The 13748-nt window shown below is 63.0% G+C and carries 15 protein-coding genes; 13 read left to right on the forward strand and 2 right to left on the reverse strand.

Going from position 1 to position 13748, the window contains the following annotated elements:
- Positions 1 to 457, forward strand: a 457-nt coding sequence (locus tag J4F42_16935; GenBank protein ID MCE2487203.1) for a hypothetical protein, incomplete at its 5' end; no start/stop codon positions are given.
- An 84-nt stretch (positions 458 to 541) separates the two neighbouring features.
- Here the strand turns inward: J4F42_16935 and J4F42_16940 are convergent.
- Positions 542 to 1327, reverse strand: a complete 786-nt coding sequence (locus J4F42_16940; GenBank protein ID MCE2487204.1) for a hypothetical protein — start codon at positions 1325 to 1327, stop codon at positions 542 to 544.
- A gap of 226 nt (positions 1328 to 1553) precedes the next feature.
- On the opposite strand from J4F42_16940, the gene J4F42_16945 reads away from it, so the two are divergent.
- The 5 genes from J4F42_16945 to J4F42_16965 are packed head-to-tail and all read left to right on the forward strand — an operon-like array spanning position 1554 to position 5214.
- Entirely contained in the window at positions 1554 to 1853 is a 300-nt protein-coding gene (locus J4F42_16945) for a hypothetical protein (protein MCE2487205.1), read from the forward strand.
- 40 nt (positions 1854 to 1893) lie between these two features.
- The gene (locus J4F42_16950; protein ID MCE2487206.1) at positions 1894 to 2862 is read left to right on the forward strand and encodes an LLM class flavin-dependent oxidoreductase; all 969 of its coding nucleotides are present in this window, start codon (positions 1894 to 1896) and stop codon (positions 2860 to 2862) included.
- A 16-nt stretch (positions 2863 to 2878) separates the two neighbouring features.
- On the forward strand, positions 2879 to 3232 hold the full coding sequence (locus tag J4F42_16955; protein ID MCE2487207.1) for a hypothetical protein: 354 nt from the start codon (positions 2879 to 2881) through the stop codon (positions 3230 to 3232).
- Positions 3233 to 3260: 28 nt separating this feature from the next.
- The gene (locus J4F42_16960) at positions 3261 to 3815 is read left to right on the forward strand and encodes an adenylyltransferase/cytidyltransferase family protein (GenBank protein MCE2487208.1); all 555 of its coding nucleotides are present in this window, start codon (positions 3261 to 3263) and stop codon (positions 3813 to 3815) included.
- Positions 3816 to 3843: 28 nt separating this feature from the next.
- Positions 3844 to 5214 carry a hypothetical protein gene (locus tag J4F42_16965; GenBank protein ID MCE2487209.1) on the forward strand — a complete coding sequence of 457 codons (1371 nt, stop codon included), beginning with the start codon at positions 3844 to 3846 and terminating at the stop codon, positions 5212 to 5214.
- Between the two features lie 104 nt (positions 5215 to 5318).
- On the opposite strand, the gene mutM is transcribed toward J4F42_16965, so the two are convergent.
- Positions 5319 to 6182: a bifunctional DNA-formamidopyrimidine glycosylase/DNA-(apurinic or apyrimidinic site) lyase gene (gene mutM, locus J4F42_16970; protein ID MCE2487210.1), complete on the reverse strand. Its 864-nt coding sequence runs from the start codon at positions 6180 to 6182 to the stop codon at positions 5319 to 5321.
- Positions 6183 to 6298: 116 nt separating this feature from the next.
- Between mutM and J4F42_16975 the strand changes: the two genes are divergently transcribed.
- The 7 genes from J4F42_16975 to J4F42_17005 form a co-directional block, all read left to right on the forward strand.
- On the forward strand, positions 6299 to 6652 hold the full coding sequence (locus J4F42_16975; GenBank protein MCE2487211.1) for a VOC family protein: 354 nt from the start codon (positions 6299 to 6301) through the stop codon (positions 6650 to 6652).
- 224 nt (positions 6653 to 6876) lie between these two features.
- On the forward strand, positions 6877 to 7854 hold the full coding sequence (locus J4F42_16980; protein MCE2487212.1) for a polysaccharide deacetylase: 978 nt from the start codon (positions 6877 to 6879) through the stop codon (positions 7852 to 7854).
- A gap of 106 nt (positions 7855 to 7960) precedes the next feature.
- A complete protein-coding gene (locus J4F42_16985) occupies positions 7961 to 8695 on the forward strand; it encodes a TetR/AcrR family transcriptional regulator (protein MCE2487213.1) in 735 nt (244 codons plus the stop codon).
- Between the two features lie 145 nt (positions 8696 to 8840).
- Positions 8841 to 10505: a thiamine pyrophosphate-binding protein gene (locus J4F42_16990; GenBank protein MCE2487214.1), complete on the forward strand. Its 1665-nt coding sequence runs from the start codon at positions 8841 to 8843 to the stop codon at positions 10503 to 10505.
- A gap of 30 nt (positions 10506 to 10535) precedes the next feature.
- Positions 10536 to 11783 carry a CoA transferase gene (locus J4F42_16995; GenBank protein ID MCE2487215.1) on the forward strand — a complete coding sequence of 416 codons (1248 nt, stop codon included), beginning with the start codon at positions 10536 to 10538 and terminating at the stop codon, positions 11781 to 11783.
- 56 nt (positions 11784 to 11839) lie between these two features.
- Positions 11840 to 13105 carry a CoA transferase gene (locus tag J4F42_17000; GenBank protein MCE2487216.1) on the forward strand — a complete coding sequence of 422 codons (1266 nt, stop codon included), beginning with the start codon at positions 11840 to 11842 and terminating at the stop codon, positions 13103 to 13105.
- A gap of 18 nt (positions 13106 to 13123) precedes the next feature.
- A partial coding sequence (locus J4F42_17005; protein MCE2487217.1) for an amidohydrolase family protein occupies positions 13124 to 13748 on the forward strand: 625 nt, incomplete at its 3' end.

Below are 13748 nucleotides of genomic sequence, written 5' to 3' on the forward strand. Positions count from 1 at the left end.
CGGTCGTGACACTGGCGACGGCGGTCAGACGACGGGCGGGCCGGTCGGTGAGTTGGAGACTCCCGCCCCGAATTCGTTCCAGAGTGGCATCGGCGTGATCTGCGGCTGGGTGTGTGAAGCCGACGAAGTTACGATTGAGCTCGACGGGCAGGCATTGCAGGCCTCGTATGGGACCTCGCGGGTGGATACCCAGGCGCGGTGTGGCGATATCAACAACGGCTTCGGGCTACTGTTCAACTGGAATCTGCTGGGCGATGGCGTTCACACCATCCGGGCCGTGGCCGACGGGGTGGAGTTCGGGCGGGCGACGTTCACCGTGACGACCCTGGGCGAAGAGTTTGTCCAAGGGGTGATGGGTGAGGCGGCAGTCCTGAACTTCCCCGCCGCAGGGACCGATGTCCGGCTCATCTGGCAGCAGGGCGCACAGAACTTCACGATCGCTCCGACGGAGCCGTAAGGCTGGTACTGGCCGTTCGGTATCTGAAGAAGTGGCTGATATGCCCGAGGCTGGGGCGTCTCGGGCCGGGTCGTCCGGTCGGAGCTACCCCTGGCGGGTGCCGGTATTTCCCTGGCGCCTGCGCAGAATCGGAATCGCGTTGAGATTCGTTGTCCGCAGCAAATCCCAGTAAATGCCGCGCGGCCGGGGATAGATGGAGCGGGTAGCTATGACATCCGTGGGCGTGACAATGAAATCGACCGGTACGTCGTGGGGCAGCATCGGGATTTTGGACAGCACAAGCTGGAGCGGATGGATGGTGCTGATGATCGGCGTCAGCTCCCGCACCCGGCCCTCTTCGCGCAGCAGGGCGTATTCCAGGTCGGCAAACCCACCCCCCACGCCGAGCCGTGCGCCGTCGCGACCAGCCGCAACCGAGCCACACACGACGACATCAATGTGGTGCATCTCACGCGGGGCGAGCAGACGTCCGTATTTCAGGGCGCCACGCAGGCTGTTGACCAGCAGACAGCGGCTGCCGAGCCGCTGAGGGTCGAGTTCGACAAAACATTTTTCCGATTTGAGCCGAGGAACGGACAGGTACAGGATCTTACCGTCGGCCAGCGCCGCCCGGCGTACCGGCAGCTGGGGCGCGTCGGCATTGATCTTGATCACCCGCGCCTTGCGCCACACCGTCAGCTCTTGCAGCAGCTGAGCCGCCGTCTCGGCGCCAATAAAATTCGGGATCCGGTTTGCGGCACCGGGAAAGCGGCTGACCTGCTGATCGCCCAGTAGCTGCCAGACCGTGCGACGCACCGCGTTCTTTTTCGCGGTCCTATGGTCGTGCTGCTTCGGGTCGTGCGCCCGTCCGTGCCTCACCTGAATGCTCATGTCTCGCCCTACCTTGTGCGTCTTGCCCGATGGCCGAGCTGGCTGACGCTGGGAGAAGGGCTCATACACAACCACACAACACGAGAAAAGACAATACGCCGAAAGCCGGCGGTGGGCGGGGATGGGCTGTGCGTGCTCCTCTGGCCGGAGCGGAGTGGGCAGCTGAGTTGAGAATTCTTGCCAGACCTTTTATACAGAGGCGATACCCGCCCATGAAGGAGGAGGAATGGCGTCCAAAAGCGCACGGGCCGAGTTGAGCGACTCGGGCCTCAGTCTCAGAACAGTAGAACGCTACCTCAGAATTTTGACCTGGCAGATGTTTGGTTTGATCGGCCTGCTCGTGCTGTGCCTGCTCAGCTGGTTGCTGCGACCGCAGCCCGGCCGGTATCAGTACATTGGAGAGCGCGGCAAGCTCATCGTGGTCGATACCGGCCTGCCGGCGGCCCTGACCTACGAGTTGGAGGCGCAGGCGGTGCGTGTTGACGAAGAAGATGCACCGCCCGTCATGGAGGAGGGAACGCCGTAGGCCGGGGCCGCGCGCCCGACAGGATAGGAAAGGAGACGCTATGGCCGAGTTTCGTCTGGGGGTGGTGTTGTCCACGGCAACCGAAGCCCCGCCAAAGGAGTTTGTCGAGCTGGGCAAGCGGGCCGAAGACCGCGGCTTCAGCGCCCTGTTGGTCAACGAGGGACGCGGCGACGCCCTGGCGTGTGCCGAGGCAATTGCGCTGGCGACCTCCCGGATACAGGTCGGGACCAATATCGCCAATATCTATTTTCGCCATCCCTTTCTGGCGGCCATGACGGCCTGGACGATTGCCGAGCTGTCCGACGGCCGTCTAGTGTTAGGGCTGGGGGTGAGCCATCGGCCGCTGATCGAGTCGCTGGGGATGAAGATGGATCAGCCCCGAGCCTATATGCGCTCCTACGTCCAGACGCTCAAGAAGGCGCTGGCGGGCGAGTCGGTCGGCGCATTTTTTCGGCCTCGCGCGTCCCAGCATTCCGTGCCGGTGTATGTCGCCTCGGTGACGGCCGAGACCGCTGCGGTCGGCGGCGAAGAGGCCGACGGCATCATGCCTTTCCTGCCCGCCCGAACGTATCTGACGACCCTGCTCGAGGCGGCCAAGGCCGCCGCCCGGCGCGTTGGCAAAGATCCCGAGCAACTCGACTGCATTGTCAGCATTCCGACCTTTATCTCTGAGGATCTTGAGCAGGCGCGCTCTGCGGCCCGCTACAATCTGGCCTTTTTCGCCCAGCTGCCCTTTTATCGGCTGCAGTGGCGACGGTGTGGGTTTGTCGATGAGGTCAACGCCCTGCAACAGGCCTGGCAAAGTAGAGACCGCAAAGCCGCCGCCGCCCTGGTGTCGGACCGGATGGTTGAGCAGGTGTGTGTGTATGGTCCGCCGAGCATGTGTCGGGAACAGCTGGCCGCGTTCCATGAGGCCGGGGCCGGGATGCCGGTGCTGGCCGTCAGTCCGGTCAACGAGGACCGTCTGGTGGCGACGCGCAAAGCCCTCGATGTGTTGGCCCCCAAATAAACAGGAAGGAGCAGCCATGAAAGTCACACGTATTTATACCGGCGCGGATAATCAGTCCCATTTTGAGGATGTTGAGGTCGAGCTGAAAGACGGCGGACAGGGCGGCACCATGTCGCCACTGGTGCCGGCCAAGGGGGTCATCTTCCGCGAAAACTCGGGTGACTACAACTTCAGCTGGCACAACGCGCCCCGCCGCCAGTATGTGGTCACGCTTGAGGGAGAGGTGGAAATCGAGATTGGCGACGGCACAACGCGGATCCTGGGCGGCGGAGAAATCCTGCTGGCCGAAGATACGACCGGTCAGGGTCATATCAGCCGGGCGGTGAACGGCCGGCCGCGCAAATCGCTGATTATTCCTCTGGAAGACTAGGGCTCGGTTTCAGGCCAGGCGAGCAAGAATGACCGCGCGCTACGGCATGATTCACGGCCGGTTTCAGCCGTTTCACGCGGGCCATCTGGAGTACGCCCTGGCCGCCCTGTCCCGCTGTTCGCATCTGATCGTCGGCATTACCAACCCCGATCCATCGACATGTGTCGTAGAACCCACAGATCCCCAGCGCCACCGACCGGGGGCCAATCCGTTCAGCTTTTTTGAGCGTCAGTGGATGGTGCGCGCCGCCCTGGTCGAGGCCGGAGTAGTGCCGACGCGCTGCTCTGTCGTGCCCTTTCCGATTCATCATCCCGAGCGCTGGCGATCCTACTGTCCGCCCGAAGCGGTGCAGTATGTCCGGCTGTTTTCCGACTGGGGCAGCGAAAAACTCCAGCGCTTCCAGGCCGACGGCTGGAGGGTGGAAGTCCTGAACGCGGGCGCGGCAAAACGGGTGAGCGGCAGCCAGGTGCGCCGCAAGCTCAGGACGGGCCAGAACTGGGAAGCCTGCGTGCCGCCCGCAGTTGCCGTGGTCTTAGAGGCGATACACGCCGAGCACAGACTGCGGCAGGCGGAAGAAGAGTAGGGGTGTGCGCCCCGGTCAGGTCACCCGTATGCCGCAGGCTCACGCGTCCATCCCCGTCCTGTTCATCGTTCTTGACGGCCTTGCCGACCGACCCCAGGCCGTGCTGGGCGGAAAAACCCCGCTCGAATCCGCCCACACTCCCCACCTCGACCGCCTGGCTCGGCTAGGTGTGAACGGCCAGCTCATCCCGCTTGCCCCCGGAATTCCCCTGGAGAGCGAGACCTCCCACTTCCTGCTGTTTGGCTATCCGCTCGAACAGTTCCCGGGACGGGCCGCCTTTGAGGCCATTGGCCGGGGGATTGAGGTCCGGGCGGGATCGGTCATTCTCCTGGCCAGTTTTGCCGCCATAACGGTTCGGGACGGTGTGGTCTACCGCGATGCGCTCCTGTGGGAGCAGCACCAGGCAAAGGACGAAAACGACTGTGGGGTGCTGAGCGCGGCCGTTGCCGCGTATGAGAGCCACGGCATCCGCTTTGCCCTGCGCGACTGCGGGCGGTGCGAGGGAATCCTGAGCCTGACCGGGAATCCCAGCCGCTCCGTGTCCGATGTTGATCCGTTTGTCGATGGCGCTGCTGTGGCCCGAGCCCTGCCCTTGGCCGAAGACCCCGACCAGGACAACGCCCGGCGGACCGCGGACGCCTTGAACGCCTACCTGGGCTGGGTACACGCGCGCCTGGAGGCGCATCCGCTCAACCACCAGCGCCGCCGCAACCGACAGCCGGCGATTAACTTCGTGTTGACCAAGTGGGCCGCGACCAAGCCCCAGGTCGCTCCGTTTGTGGAACACAACGGCCTGCGGGCGGCCAGCGTCGAGAACTATCCGCTGTACACCGGCATTGCGCGGGTGTGCGGCATGACCCCGGTCAGGGTCGCGCGTCATGCGAGCCTGTTACGGGATTTTCAGGACAAGCTACAGACCGCGGATGACCTGTTTCGCCGCGGCTACGAGTTCGTTCACGTCCACACCAAGGGCCCGGACCGGGCCGCCCATCGCAAAGACCCGTTGGAGAAGAAGCACGCGATTGGCGAGCTTGATTCGGCCTTAGGACCGCTGGTGCGGCGGCTTGAACACGACCAGGACCTGCTCGTTGTGGTGACTGGCGATCATGCCACTCCCAGCCATGGGCCTCTCATCCATTCGGGCGAGGCTGTGCCTCTGTTGATTGCGGGCGGACCGAACGTGTTAGCGGATCAGCTTGCCCGGTTTCATGAACGGGTGGCGTTCCAGGGCAGCCTCGGCCAGGTGTATGGCAGAGACCTGATGCCGCTTGTCTTGAATCTGACCGACCGGGTCGGCCTGTACGGCGTGCGGCACCAGCGTCAGAACCGGCCCTACCAGCGCCGGGAACCGGAAGAGCCGTTTCGAGTTCCCTCTCCCCCTGGGAGAGGGCTAGGGTGAGGGTGTCAGAAATGTCCTTCGACTCCGCTCCTTGACGGCGTGGCGCGTTCAGGCAGCCGTGGGCTGCGGAGAATCGTAGAGAACGAGGAGTGCATCTTCGAGTTTCAAGAATAATGCTTGGCATCGGGCAACTGGCAGGTGGGACAGAAGTGGGTGCTGCGCTGGCCGACGAGAATCCGCTCGATCCTGGTTTTACAGCGGCGACACGGCTTATCGACTTGGCCGTAGACCCGGAAGTGGTCCTGATACCGGCCCTCCGGGTAAACCCAGTCAATGGCCGCGCCGCCGTGTTTGAGGCCGTCTCTGAGGGCGGCCCGAATGGCCCGGCGCAGCGAGGCGATTTCTGCGTCGTGCAGGGTGTTGGCGCGGCGCAAGGGGTGAATCCTGGCCCGCCACAGGGCTTCGTCGGCGTAGATATTGCCGATCCCGGCGATAAACGACTGGTCGAGCAGCAGGGTCTTGAGGCCGCCGGATTTCTTGTCCAGCAGGCTCCGTAAGGCCTTGAGTGTGAAGGTTTCTTCCAGCGGCTCGGGGCCGAGGTGACCGGTGACTTCGTCGAGGTCGTCAACCAGGTAGACCCGGCCGAATTTACGCGCGTCGTTGAAGCGCAGCTCATAGCCGTTGTCCAGGCTGAAGGCGAAATGTACGTGTTTTTCGCGCGGAAAGTCGGCGTCGAGGACGTGCAGGCGGCCGCTCATTTTCAGATGGATGAGTAGATGGCGTGCAGAGGCCGGAGAACGCAGACCAAAGATCAGATACTTGCCGCGGCGGCTGATCGAGTCGATACGATGGCCGGGCAGGGTGTGGATCAGCGCGTCGGCCGACGGCCGGGCAGCGCGCGGCCAGTCCAGCCATACGGCCGTGACCGTGCGGCCGAGCGGAGTCGGGTAGGGCGGGAAGCCCGGCTCGACCGCCTGGCCCTGGCGCAGTTTGCGGGCAATGGTTTCGACTTCTGGCAGTTCCGGCATAGGCGGCGCGGATTGTAGTCGAAAACCGGCCGGGCGGCTAGCGGTCGTCTGTGTTTGCGCGACAGAGAAAAAGTTGATAGCTGAGCACCCAAGCATCTCAGAGGAGGCAGGCGAACATGGCAGTCAAGAAATTTTCCAGCGCATATTACGTGGTCAAGGACATGGACAAGGCGGTCGGCTTCTACCAGGACATCCTGGGCTTGAACATCAAATTTCGGGATGGCGACCGCTGGACGCAGTTTGACGTGAATGGCGTGGCCGTTGCCCTGGCCGACCCCAGCGAAGGCACCGTACCGCCGGGTGGCGGGGGTACGGTAGTGTTGGAGGTCGATGACCTGGGAGAAATGCGGGACAAGCTGACCCAGAACGGGGTCGAGGTGAACGATATCGTTGATATGGGCGGGCACGGCCAGTATTTCACGGCGGTCGATCCGGCGGGCAACATCGTCCAGATTTTCGCCCGCTCGTAGCGGCCAGCGCATCCCGAGCGGAGTGTCGGATTCCGCTCCGCTCATCCTTCCTGCCGGCCTCCTGTTCCCTCTCCCCCGGAGGGAGAGGGTTAGGGTGAGGGGAACATACCCGGGCTGGTCTTCATAATCGCCATAGTGGGCTTTTCCGAACCGAACACTCCTTTCCCACGCCCCCAATGTCAGCCTCAAGAGGCAACCCTCTCTAGACGACAGGAGAAGATGTCATGCGCTGGTCAAATTGGATGAAGATCGTTCTGGTACTGGTGAGTTGTGGTGTCTGCTGGGTGACCGCCGCTGCCCAGCAGGACAAACCGCTCTGGCAGTGGACGCCGGAGGAGATGAAAGAGCATGTGAAGACGGTCCGCAGCGGCCGCGATCTCACCCCCGAGCAGTGGCCCGAGGGCGCCAAGGTGGCGGTCAGTATCTCGTTTGACTTTGACACCGAGCCGGTCTGGCTCGGCTTTCAGGGCAACCGCAGTCCGTCGTATATGTCGCGCGGCGAGTATGGAGCCCGGGCCGGGCTGCCGCGTATCCTGAAGCTGCTCGACAAGCACGACATTCCGGGCACGTTTTTTATCCCGGCGGCAACCATGGTCCTGCACCCGGCGGCAGTCCAGACCATCCTGGATCGTCCCCAGCACGAGATCGGCTTTCACTCCTACATCCATGAAAGCCCCCTGAGTCTGAACGAAGACCAGGAACGCGAGGTGTATGCCCGGGCCATGGACATTTTTGTCCAGACAGTGGGCAAGCGGCCGGTCGGCTTTCGGTCTGCGGCCTGGGATCTCACCCCGGCGACGATTAAGATCGTCAAAGACATGGGCTTTTTATACGACAGCAGCATGATGGCCGACGACCGGCCCTACAGCCTGCTGTCTGACGGCCAGGAGTCCGGGCTGATTGAGCTGCCGGTCGAGTGGATTCTGGATGACTGGCCGTATTTTCAGCTCAGCTGGAGCAGCCAGCACGTCGGCTTACGCACCGCTGACGAGGTGTATTCAATCTGGGCCGCCGAGTTCGACGGCGCGTATGAAGAGGGCAGCCTGTACATGCTGGTCACCCATCCCCAGGTCATTGGCCATCGCTATCGGATGCAGATGCTGGAGCGGCTGATTACCTACATGAAGAGCAAGCCGGGCGTGTGGTTTGCCACCCACGAGCAGATCGCGCGCTACGTGCAGGAGCAGGCGGCCGAACAGTAGCCCGTGCCGGGTGTCTCCTTGACAAACGGCGCGTGTCTGACGTATGAGATTTTGGAATGAACACTCACTCAGCACACGCTTGGTTCAGCCCGAAAGGAACGCGCGAGTGAAAGGCCAGGTCCTGCGGAAAAAACGACGCCAAACCTCCCAGGTGACAGACGAGAAGCGCCTGCTCGAAGGCAAGGAACGCATCGCCTCCGCAGCGGCAGCCCTCTTCTTGAGTAACGGTTACCATAACACCAGCGTTCGAGAAATTGCCCAGAAGGCGGGCCTGAGCGTCGGCTCTGTCTTTAACTACTTCACCAGCAAAGAACAGATTCTGTTTTTCCTGTTCTCGCATAATCAGGAACGGACGGAGGTCGTTCTGCGCGAGCAGCGGGCGGAGTATGAGCGGCTCAAGGAACAGGGCGTCGACCCCAAGCAGCTGTTCCTGCTGGCCTATGAACGCTATGTGCGCCTCATTGACGAACTGCGCCGCGATGTGGTCCTGGGCTATCAGGAGATGAAGTCGCTGACCGGCGCCGAACGCAGGCGTCTGCTGGCGGGAGAAGAGCGTATCCAGAGTCTGCTCGAGGAAATTATCGCCTATGGTGTGGAGAAAAAGGCGTTTCCGGCCGGTGACGTTGACCTGAAGGCGCACTGTTTGCTCGTCCTCGCCCAGTCGTGGGCGGTGCGGCACTGGGCCCTGAAGCGTTTTCCAAAGGTTGAGAACTACTTTCAGATGCTGCTGAAGCTGGCTTTGGGAATCTTGGAGAGCGATAGCGCCGCAGTCAACGAGATCCGAACGCTGGACGGAAAGGTCAATGGATTCGCCCAGAGCCTGCGGAGGGTCTTTCCGTAGACGGGGTCGTGTCCGCCCGGTGGGCGTGGCAAGACCCGCCGACGTGTGACGTGAGCACGCTGCTGTCACGCACGAAACCACAGTTTGGGGAGCCCCAGGAAAGACAAGGAGGGGAGGGCTCACCAGGGGGACACAGGAGACACACATGGCACAGCTAGATGGCAGTCAACTGATGGCCGAGGGACTCCACCAGGAGGGCGTGGATACGGTCTTCTACATCATGGGCGGTCCCAATATCGTGTTATCCATGCACGCCGAAAAGCTCGGGATTCGGCTGATCGATTGTCGGCACGAGCAGGCCGCAGCCATGGCCGCCCACGCCTACTCGCGGGTGACGGGCAAGGTCGGGGTGTGCATGGGCGCGGGCGGGCCTGGCGCGGCGAATCTGTTGACGGGTATCTCGAACGCCTATCTTGACGCGTGTCCGGTCCTCGGACTCGGCGGCTCTTCGGCCGTGGCCTACTACGACACGGGCGATTTCCAGGAGTTCGACCAGCTGTCCATCTTCAAGCCCATCTGCAAATGGGCGGCCCGGGTGCATACCGCCAGCCGGGCCAAGGAGTATGTCCATATGGCCATGGTCCGGGCGCGTCAGGGCCAGCCGGGACCGGTCTATCTGGACATGCCGGGGGATATGCTGGTCCAGAAGGTGGACGAGGACAAAGCCTGGCCGCTGCCCGCCATCCAGGACCGGTCGGTGCCGTCGGCCGATAACCCGTCCATCGAACGTGCGGTAGACATGCTGGCTGCGGCCAAGAATCCGCTGCTGGTGACGGGCAGCGGGATCTTCTGGTCTGGGGCTGGCGAGCACATGCGCCGCTTTGTCGAAACCACCGGTATTCCGTTTTTTACCACGCCCCAGGGACGCGGCGTGGTCCCCGACGATCATCCCCAGTCGATGCTCGGCGCCCGGTCTTTTGCCTTTAAGAACGCCGATGTCGTCCTGGTGGTGGGCACCCGCTTCAACTTTGTCATCGGCCAGGGCAAGGCGCCGCGTTTCTCTCCCGATGCCAAGTTCATCCAGGTCGATGTCAACCATGAGGAGATCGGCCGGGTGCGGAGTGTGGACCTGGGCATTGCCGGGGACGCCAAGGCGGTCTTTGAGCAGCTGACCCAGGCGGCCGAGGAACGGCTGTCGTTTGGCGAGTCGGCCTGGGTGCAGCAGCTGGGGGCCAAGGACCGCGAGAACCGCGAGAAGATGAGCCCGCTGCTGAACTCCGACCAAAGCCCGACCCATCCCCTGCGTTTGTGCAGGGAAATTCGGGATTTTATCCCCCGGGACGGGATTCTGGCCGTCGACGGTCATGAGATCATGAACATGTCCCGGCAGTCGATTCCGTCCTTCACGCCCGGGGCGCGCATCAACCCCGGCCCCAACGGCTGCATGGGCGTGGGCCTGCCCTTTGGAGTGGGCGCCAAAGCCGCCGCCCCGGATCGTATGGTGGTAGTTCTGCACGGCGACGGCTCGCTGGGCCTAAACCTGATGGAGTTGGATACTGCGGTGCGGCACGAGCTGCCGGTCCTGGTTCTGGTCAGCAATAATGGCGGCTGGACGGCTCGCGCCGACATCCATGTGCCGGGCCGTGAATTGGGCCATACGCGCTACGACATCGTCGCCCAGGGGCTGGGCGCCTACGGCGAACTGGTCGAGCATCCCCAGGACATCCGTCCGGCCATAGACCGGGCGGTCAAGGAAATGGAAAGCGGCCGACCGGCGCTGCTGAATGTCATCACCGAGCCGACCGCGCGAGCCCAGACCGTGCCGTTTGCCAATTATGCGGGAGAGTCGGCGGGCACCTCGCTGATGTAGGCCGCGTGGGGCGAGCAAGCTGGAACAACGATGCCTGGATTCCTGTTTGATGTGAAAGTCCTGGAACTCGCCGATGAGAAGGGTGAGTTTTGTGGAAAGCTGCTGGCCGGGGCCGGCGCCGAGGTGCTGAAGGTCGAACCTCCGGGCGGAAACGCGACCCGCTCGCTGGGTCCCTTTTATCACGATGAGGACGATCCCGAACGGAGCCTGTACTTCTGGCATTACAACTTCGGCAAGCGTGGCGTTACGCTCGACATTCACGCCCCCGAGGGCACCGCGCTGCTCAAAAAGCTGATCGCCGAGTGTGATGTGCTGCTTGACGCTCTGCCGCTCGACACGCTGGAGAAGCTGGGCCTGGATTGGGACGCCCTCCAGCAGCTCAACCCTCGCCTGATCTACGCCTGCATCACCCCGTTTGGCCGCAGCGGTCCGTGGCGCGACTACAAGGCCAACGATCTGGTCCACCTGGCGCTGGGCGGACCGATGATGTGTTGTGGCTACGATCCCAAGGCGGACGGCAGCTATGACACGCCCCCCATCGCGCCCCAGATGTGGCACGCCTACCACATCACCGGCAACCAGACCTTCATCGCCATTGTCGGTGCCCTGATCGGTCGTGAAACGCACGGCAATGGGGACATGATCGAGATGGCGGTCCATCAGGCGGTGAGCGTGTGCACCGAGATCGACGTGCCGAACTGGATCTATAATCAGACCGCGTGTTACCGCCAGACCGGTCGCCACGCCCAGCCGGCTGTTGGCCCGGATGTCCAGTTCCCGACCCAAGACGGACGCTACTCCATCATTCTGCCCAACCCGTTTCCGGGCGGCTACGAAACCCTGGTCGATTTTCTGGACAGCAAGGGCCAAGCCGCCGACCTGAAGAGCGAGGCGTATCAGGATGCCGCGGACCGCCGCGGCCGCGCCTTTGCCACGCATTTTGCCGAGGTGCAGGCCGGCTGTGTGGCGGCGTTCGACATGGAGGAGATCTGGCGCGACGCCCAGTCGCTCGGTATTCCGTGGTCGCCGATTCGGAAACCCGAGGAGAATCTCGACGACCGGCAGTGGCAAATGCGCAAAACCTTCTGTGAGGTGGACCATCCCGAGCTGGACGAGAGCCTGACCTACATCGGTGCCCCCATGCTGCCCCACGAGGTCGAGTGGCGAACCGGCCCGCGCGCGCCGCTGATCGGCGAGCACAATGACGAGGTGTATGCCGGGCAGCTTGGGCTCGACGCGGACGAGATGGCGCGCTTGCGGGAACGCAAGATTATTTAGGCAAGATCATTTAAGGACGAAGGGAACAAACGGTGAGACCCTTAGAAGGCGTACGTGTGGCCGATCTGACCTGGCTGTTGGCCGGTGCCGGCGGCCCGCGTCTGCTGGCCAGCCTGGGGGCGGAAATCCTGCGTGTTGAGTGGCGCGAGCGGCTCGATTTTCTGCGCTACATGCCCCCGTTTGCCCCGACCAAGAAGGACGAACACGCCCAGGCCGGGGCCATGGAACTCAGCAGCCTCAGCAAAGACAGCGTCCAGAGCGTCAACCGGGGCGGGTATTTCAACGATATCAACGCCGGCAAAAAGGGCCTGAGCCTCAACATGGGTCATCCCAAGGGACGCGAGCTGTTCAAGCGCATCGTGGCCGTCAGCGATGTGGTTGTTGAAGCCTTCACGGCCGAGACCATGCGCAAATGGGGACTCGGCTATGAACAGCTGAAAGAGATCAAGCCGGACATCATCTACATCCAGCAGCCGGGCTGGGGCTACAAGGGCCCCTACGTCAAATTTGCCTCCTACGGTCCGATTGCCCAGGCTGTCAGCGGGCTGACCGAACAGTCGGGCCTGCCGTCCCCGCATCCGCCTGCCGGCTGGGGCTATTCATACATGGACTGGAGCGGCGCCTACTACTGCGCGCTGACCATGCTGTGTGCGATTTACTACAAGAAGCGGACCGGCAAAGGCCAGTATATCGACTGCTCCCAGGTCGAGCCGGGCATCTATATGACCGGAACGGCCCTGCTCGACGCGCTGATCAACAAACGCCCGTCGCAGCGCACCGGCAACCGCTCGCCCAACACCCCGGCGGCCCCGCACGGCGCCTATCGCTGTCAGGGGGACGACCGCTGGATAGCCATCGCTGTCACCAGCGACGAAGAGTGGCGTGCCCTGGTGCGGGTGATGGGTCAGCCGGACTGGACCCGGGACGCCCGTTTTGACTCTCTGGCCGCCCGCATCATCAACCAGGATGCTCTCGACCGGCTGGTGACGGACTGGACCACAGACAAAGATCCGTTTGCTTTACAGCAAGACTTGCAGCGGGCCGGCGTACCTGCGGGGGTATGTCAGACCGCCCAGGACCGGATTGAACGCGACCCGCAGCTGCGGCACCTCGAGTGGCTCATTCCGCTGCCGCATAGCGAGATTGGAACCTGGCCGGTCAAAGATGTGCCGTTCCACTTTGCGACGGCGACGGTCAACCAGGGTGGCCCGACCGAACGGGCGGCGCCGTGTTACGGTGAAGACAGCGACTATGTGTATGGCGAGCTGCTCCAGCTGAGTCAGGCGGAACGCGATGCACTGGTCGAAGAAGGTGTGATTTAGCAAAAAGGAGGGGTCCGCATGTCGTACGATCTGCTCATTAAAAACGGGACCGTGGTCGATGGGACCGGGGCCGAGCGCTATCAGGCCGACGTGGCCGTGGCCGATGGCAAGATTGCCGCTATCGGCAAAATTCGTGACGGAGCGAAAAAGGTCATTGACGCCGCCGACCTGATTGTGGCGCCGGGCTTTGTCGATCCGCACACCCATTATGACGCCCAGATCTGCTGGGACCCGCTGATCACCTCGTCGTCGTGGCACGGGGTGACGAGCCTGGGGATGGGCAACTGCGGGGTGGGGCTGGCGCCGTGCAGGCCGGAGAACCAGGAGATTGCGGCCTGGGATCTGGTCAACGTGGAGGCGATCCCGTTCGAGGTGCTGGGCAAGGGCGTGACCTGGGACTGGACGACCTTCCCCGAGTATATGGACGCGGCCCAAAAGCGCGGCAGCGGGATCAATATCGGCTTCATGGCCGCCCTGACGCCGTTCCGCCACTGGGTGATGGGCGAGGAGTCGATGGAGCGGGTGGCCACACCAGAGGAACGGGCCCAAATCAAAGCCATGATTAAAGAAGCGGTGGCGGCGGGTGCGTTTGGGTTTTCGACGACCAACGTGGCCCAGCACATCGGCTACAAGGGGCGGCCGA

This window comes from Desulfurellaceae bacterium (assembly GCA_021296095.1).
Lineage (GTDB): Bacteria > Desulfobacterota > Binatia > Bin18 > Bin18 > JAAXHF01.

Excerpts from the sequence above, each read along its gene's own strand:
- J4F42_16945 (MCE2487205.1), top strand. The coding sequence starts at position 1,554 with ATGGCGTCCAAAAGCGCACGGGCCGAGTTGAGCGACTCGGGCCTCAGT.
- J4F42_16955 (MCE2487207.1), top strand. The coding sequence starts at position 2,879 with ATGAAAGTCACACGTATTTATACCGGCGCGGATAATCAGTCCCATTTT.
- J4F42_16995 (MCE2487215.1), top strand. The coding sequence starts at position 10,536 with ATGCCTGGATTCCTGTTTGATGTGAAAGTCCTGGAACTCGCCGATGAG.
- mutM (MCE2487210.1), bottom strand. The coding sequence starts at position 6,182 with ATGCCGGAACTGCCAGAAGTCGAAACCATTGCCCGCAAACTGCGCCAG.
- J4F42_16960 (MCE2487208.1), top strand. The coding sequence starts at position 3,261 with ATGACCGCGCGCTACGGCATGATTCACGGCCGGTTTCAGCCGTTTCAC.
- J4F42_16980 (MCE2487212.1), top strand. The coding sequence starts at position 6,877 with ATGCGCTGGTCAAATTGGATGAAGATCGTTCTGGTACTGGTGAGTTGT.
- J4F42_16990 (MCE2487214.1), top strand. The coding sequence starts at position 8,841 with ATGGCACAGCTAGATGGCAGTCAACTGATGGCCGAGGGACTCCACCAG.
- J4F42_16940 (MCE2487204.1), bottom strand. The coding sequence starts at position 1,327 with ATGAGCATTCAGGTGAGGCACGGACGGGCGCACGACCCGAAGCAGCAC.
- J4F42_16975 (MCE2487211.1), top strand. The coding sequence starts at position 6,299 with ATGGCAGTCAAGAAATTTTCCAGCGCATATTACGTGGTCAAGGACATG.
- J4F42_16965 (MCE2487209.1), top strand. The coding sequence starts at position 3,844 with ATGCCGCAGGCTCACGCGTCCATCCCCGTCCTGTTCATCGTTCTTGAC.
- J4F42_16950 (MCE2487206.1), top strand. The coding sequence starts at position 1,894 with ATGGCCGAGTTTCGTCTGGGGGTGGTGTTGTCCACGGCAACCGAAGCC.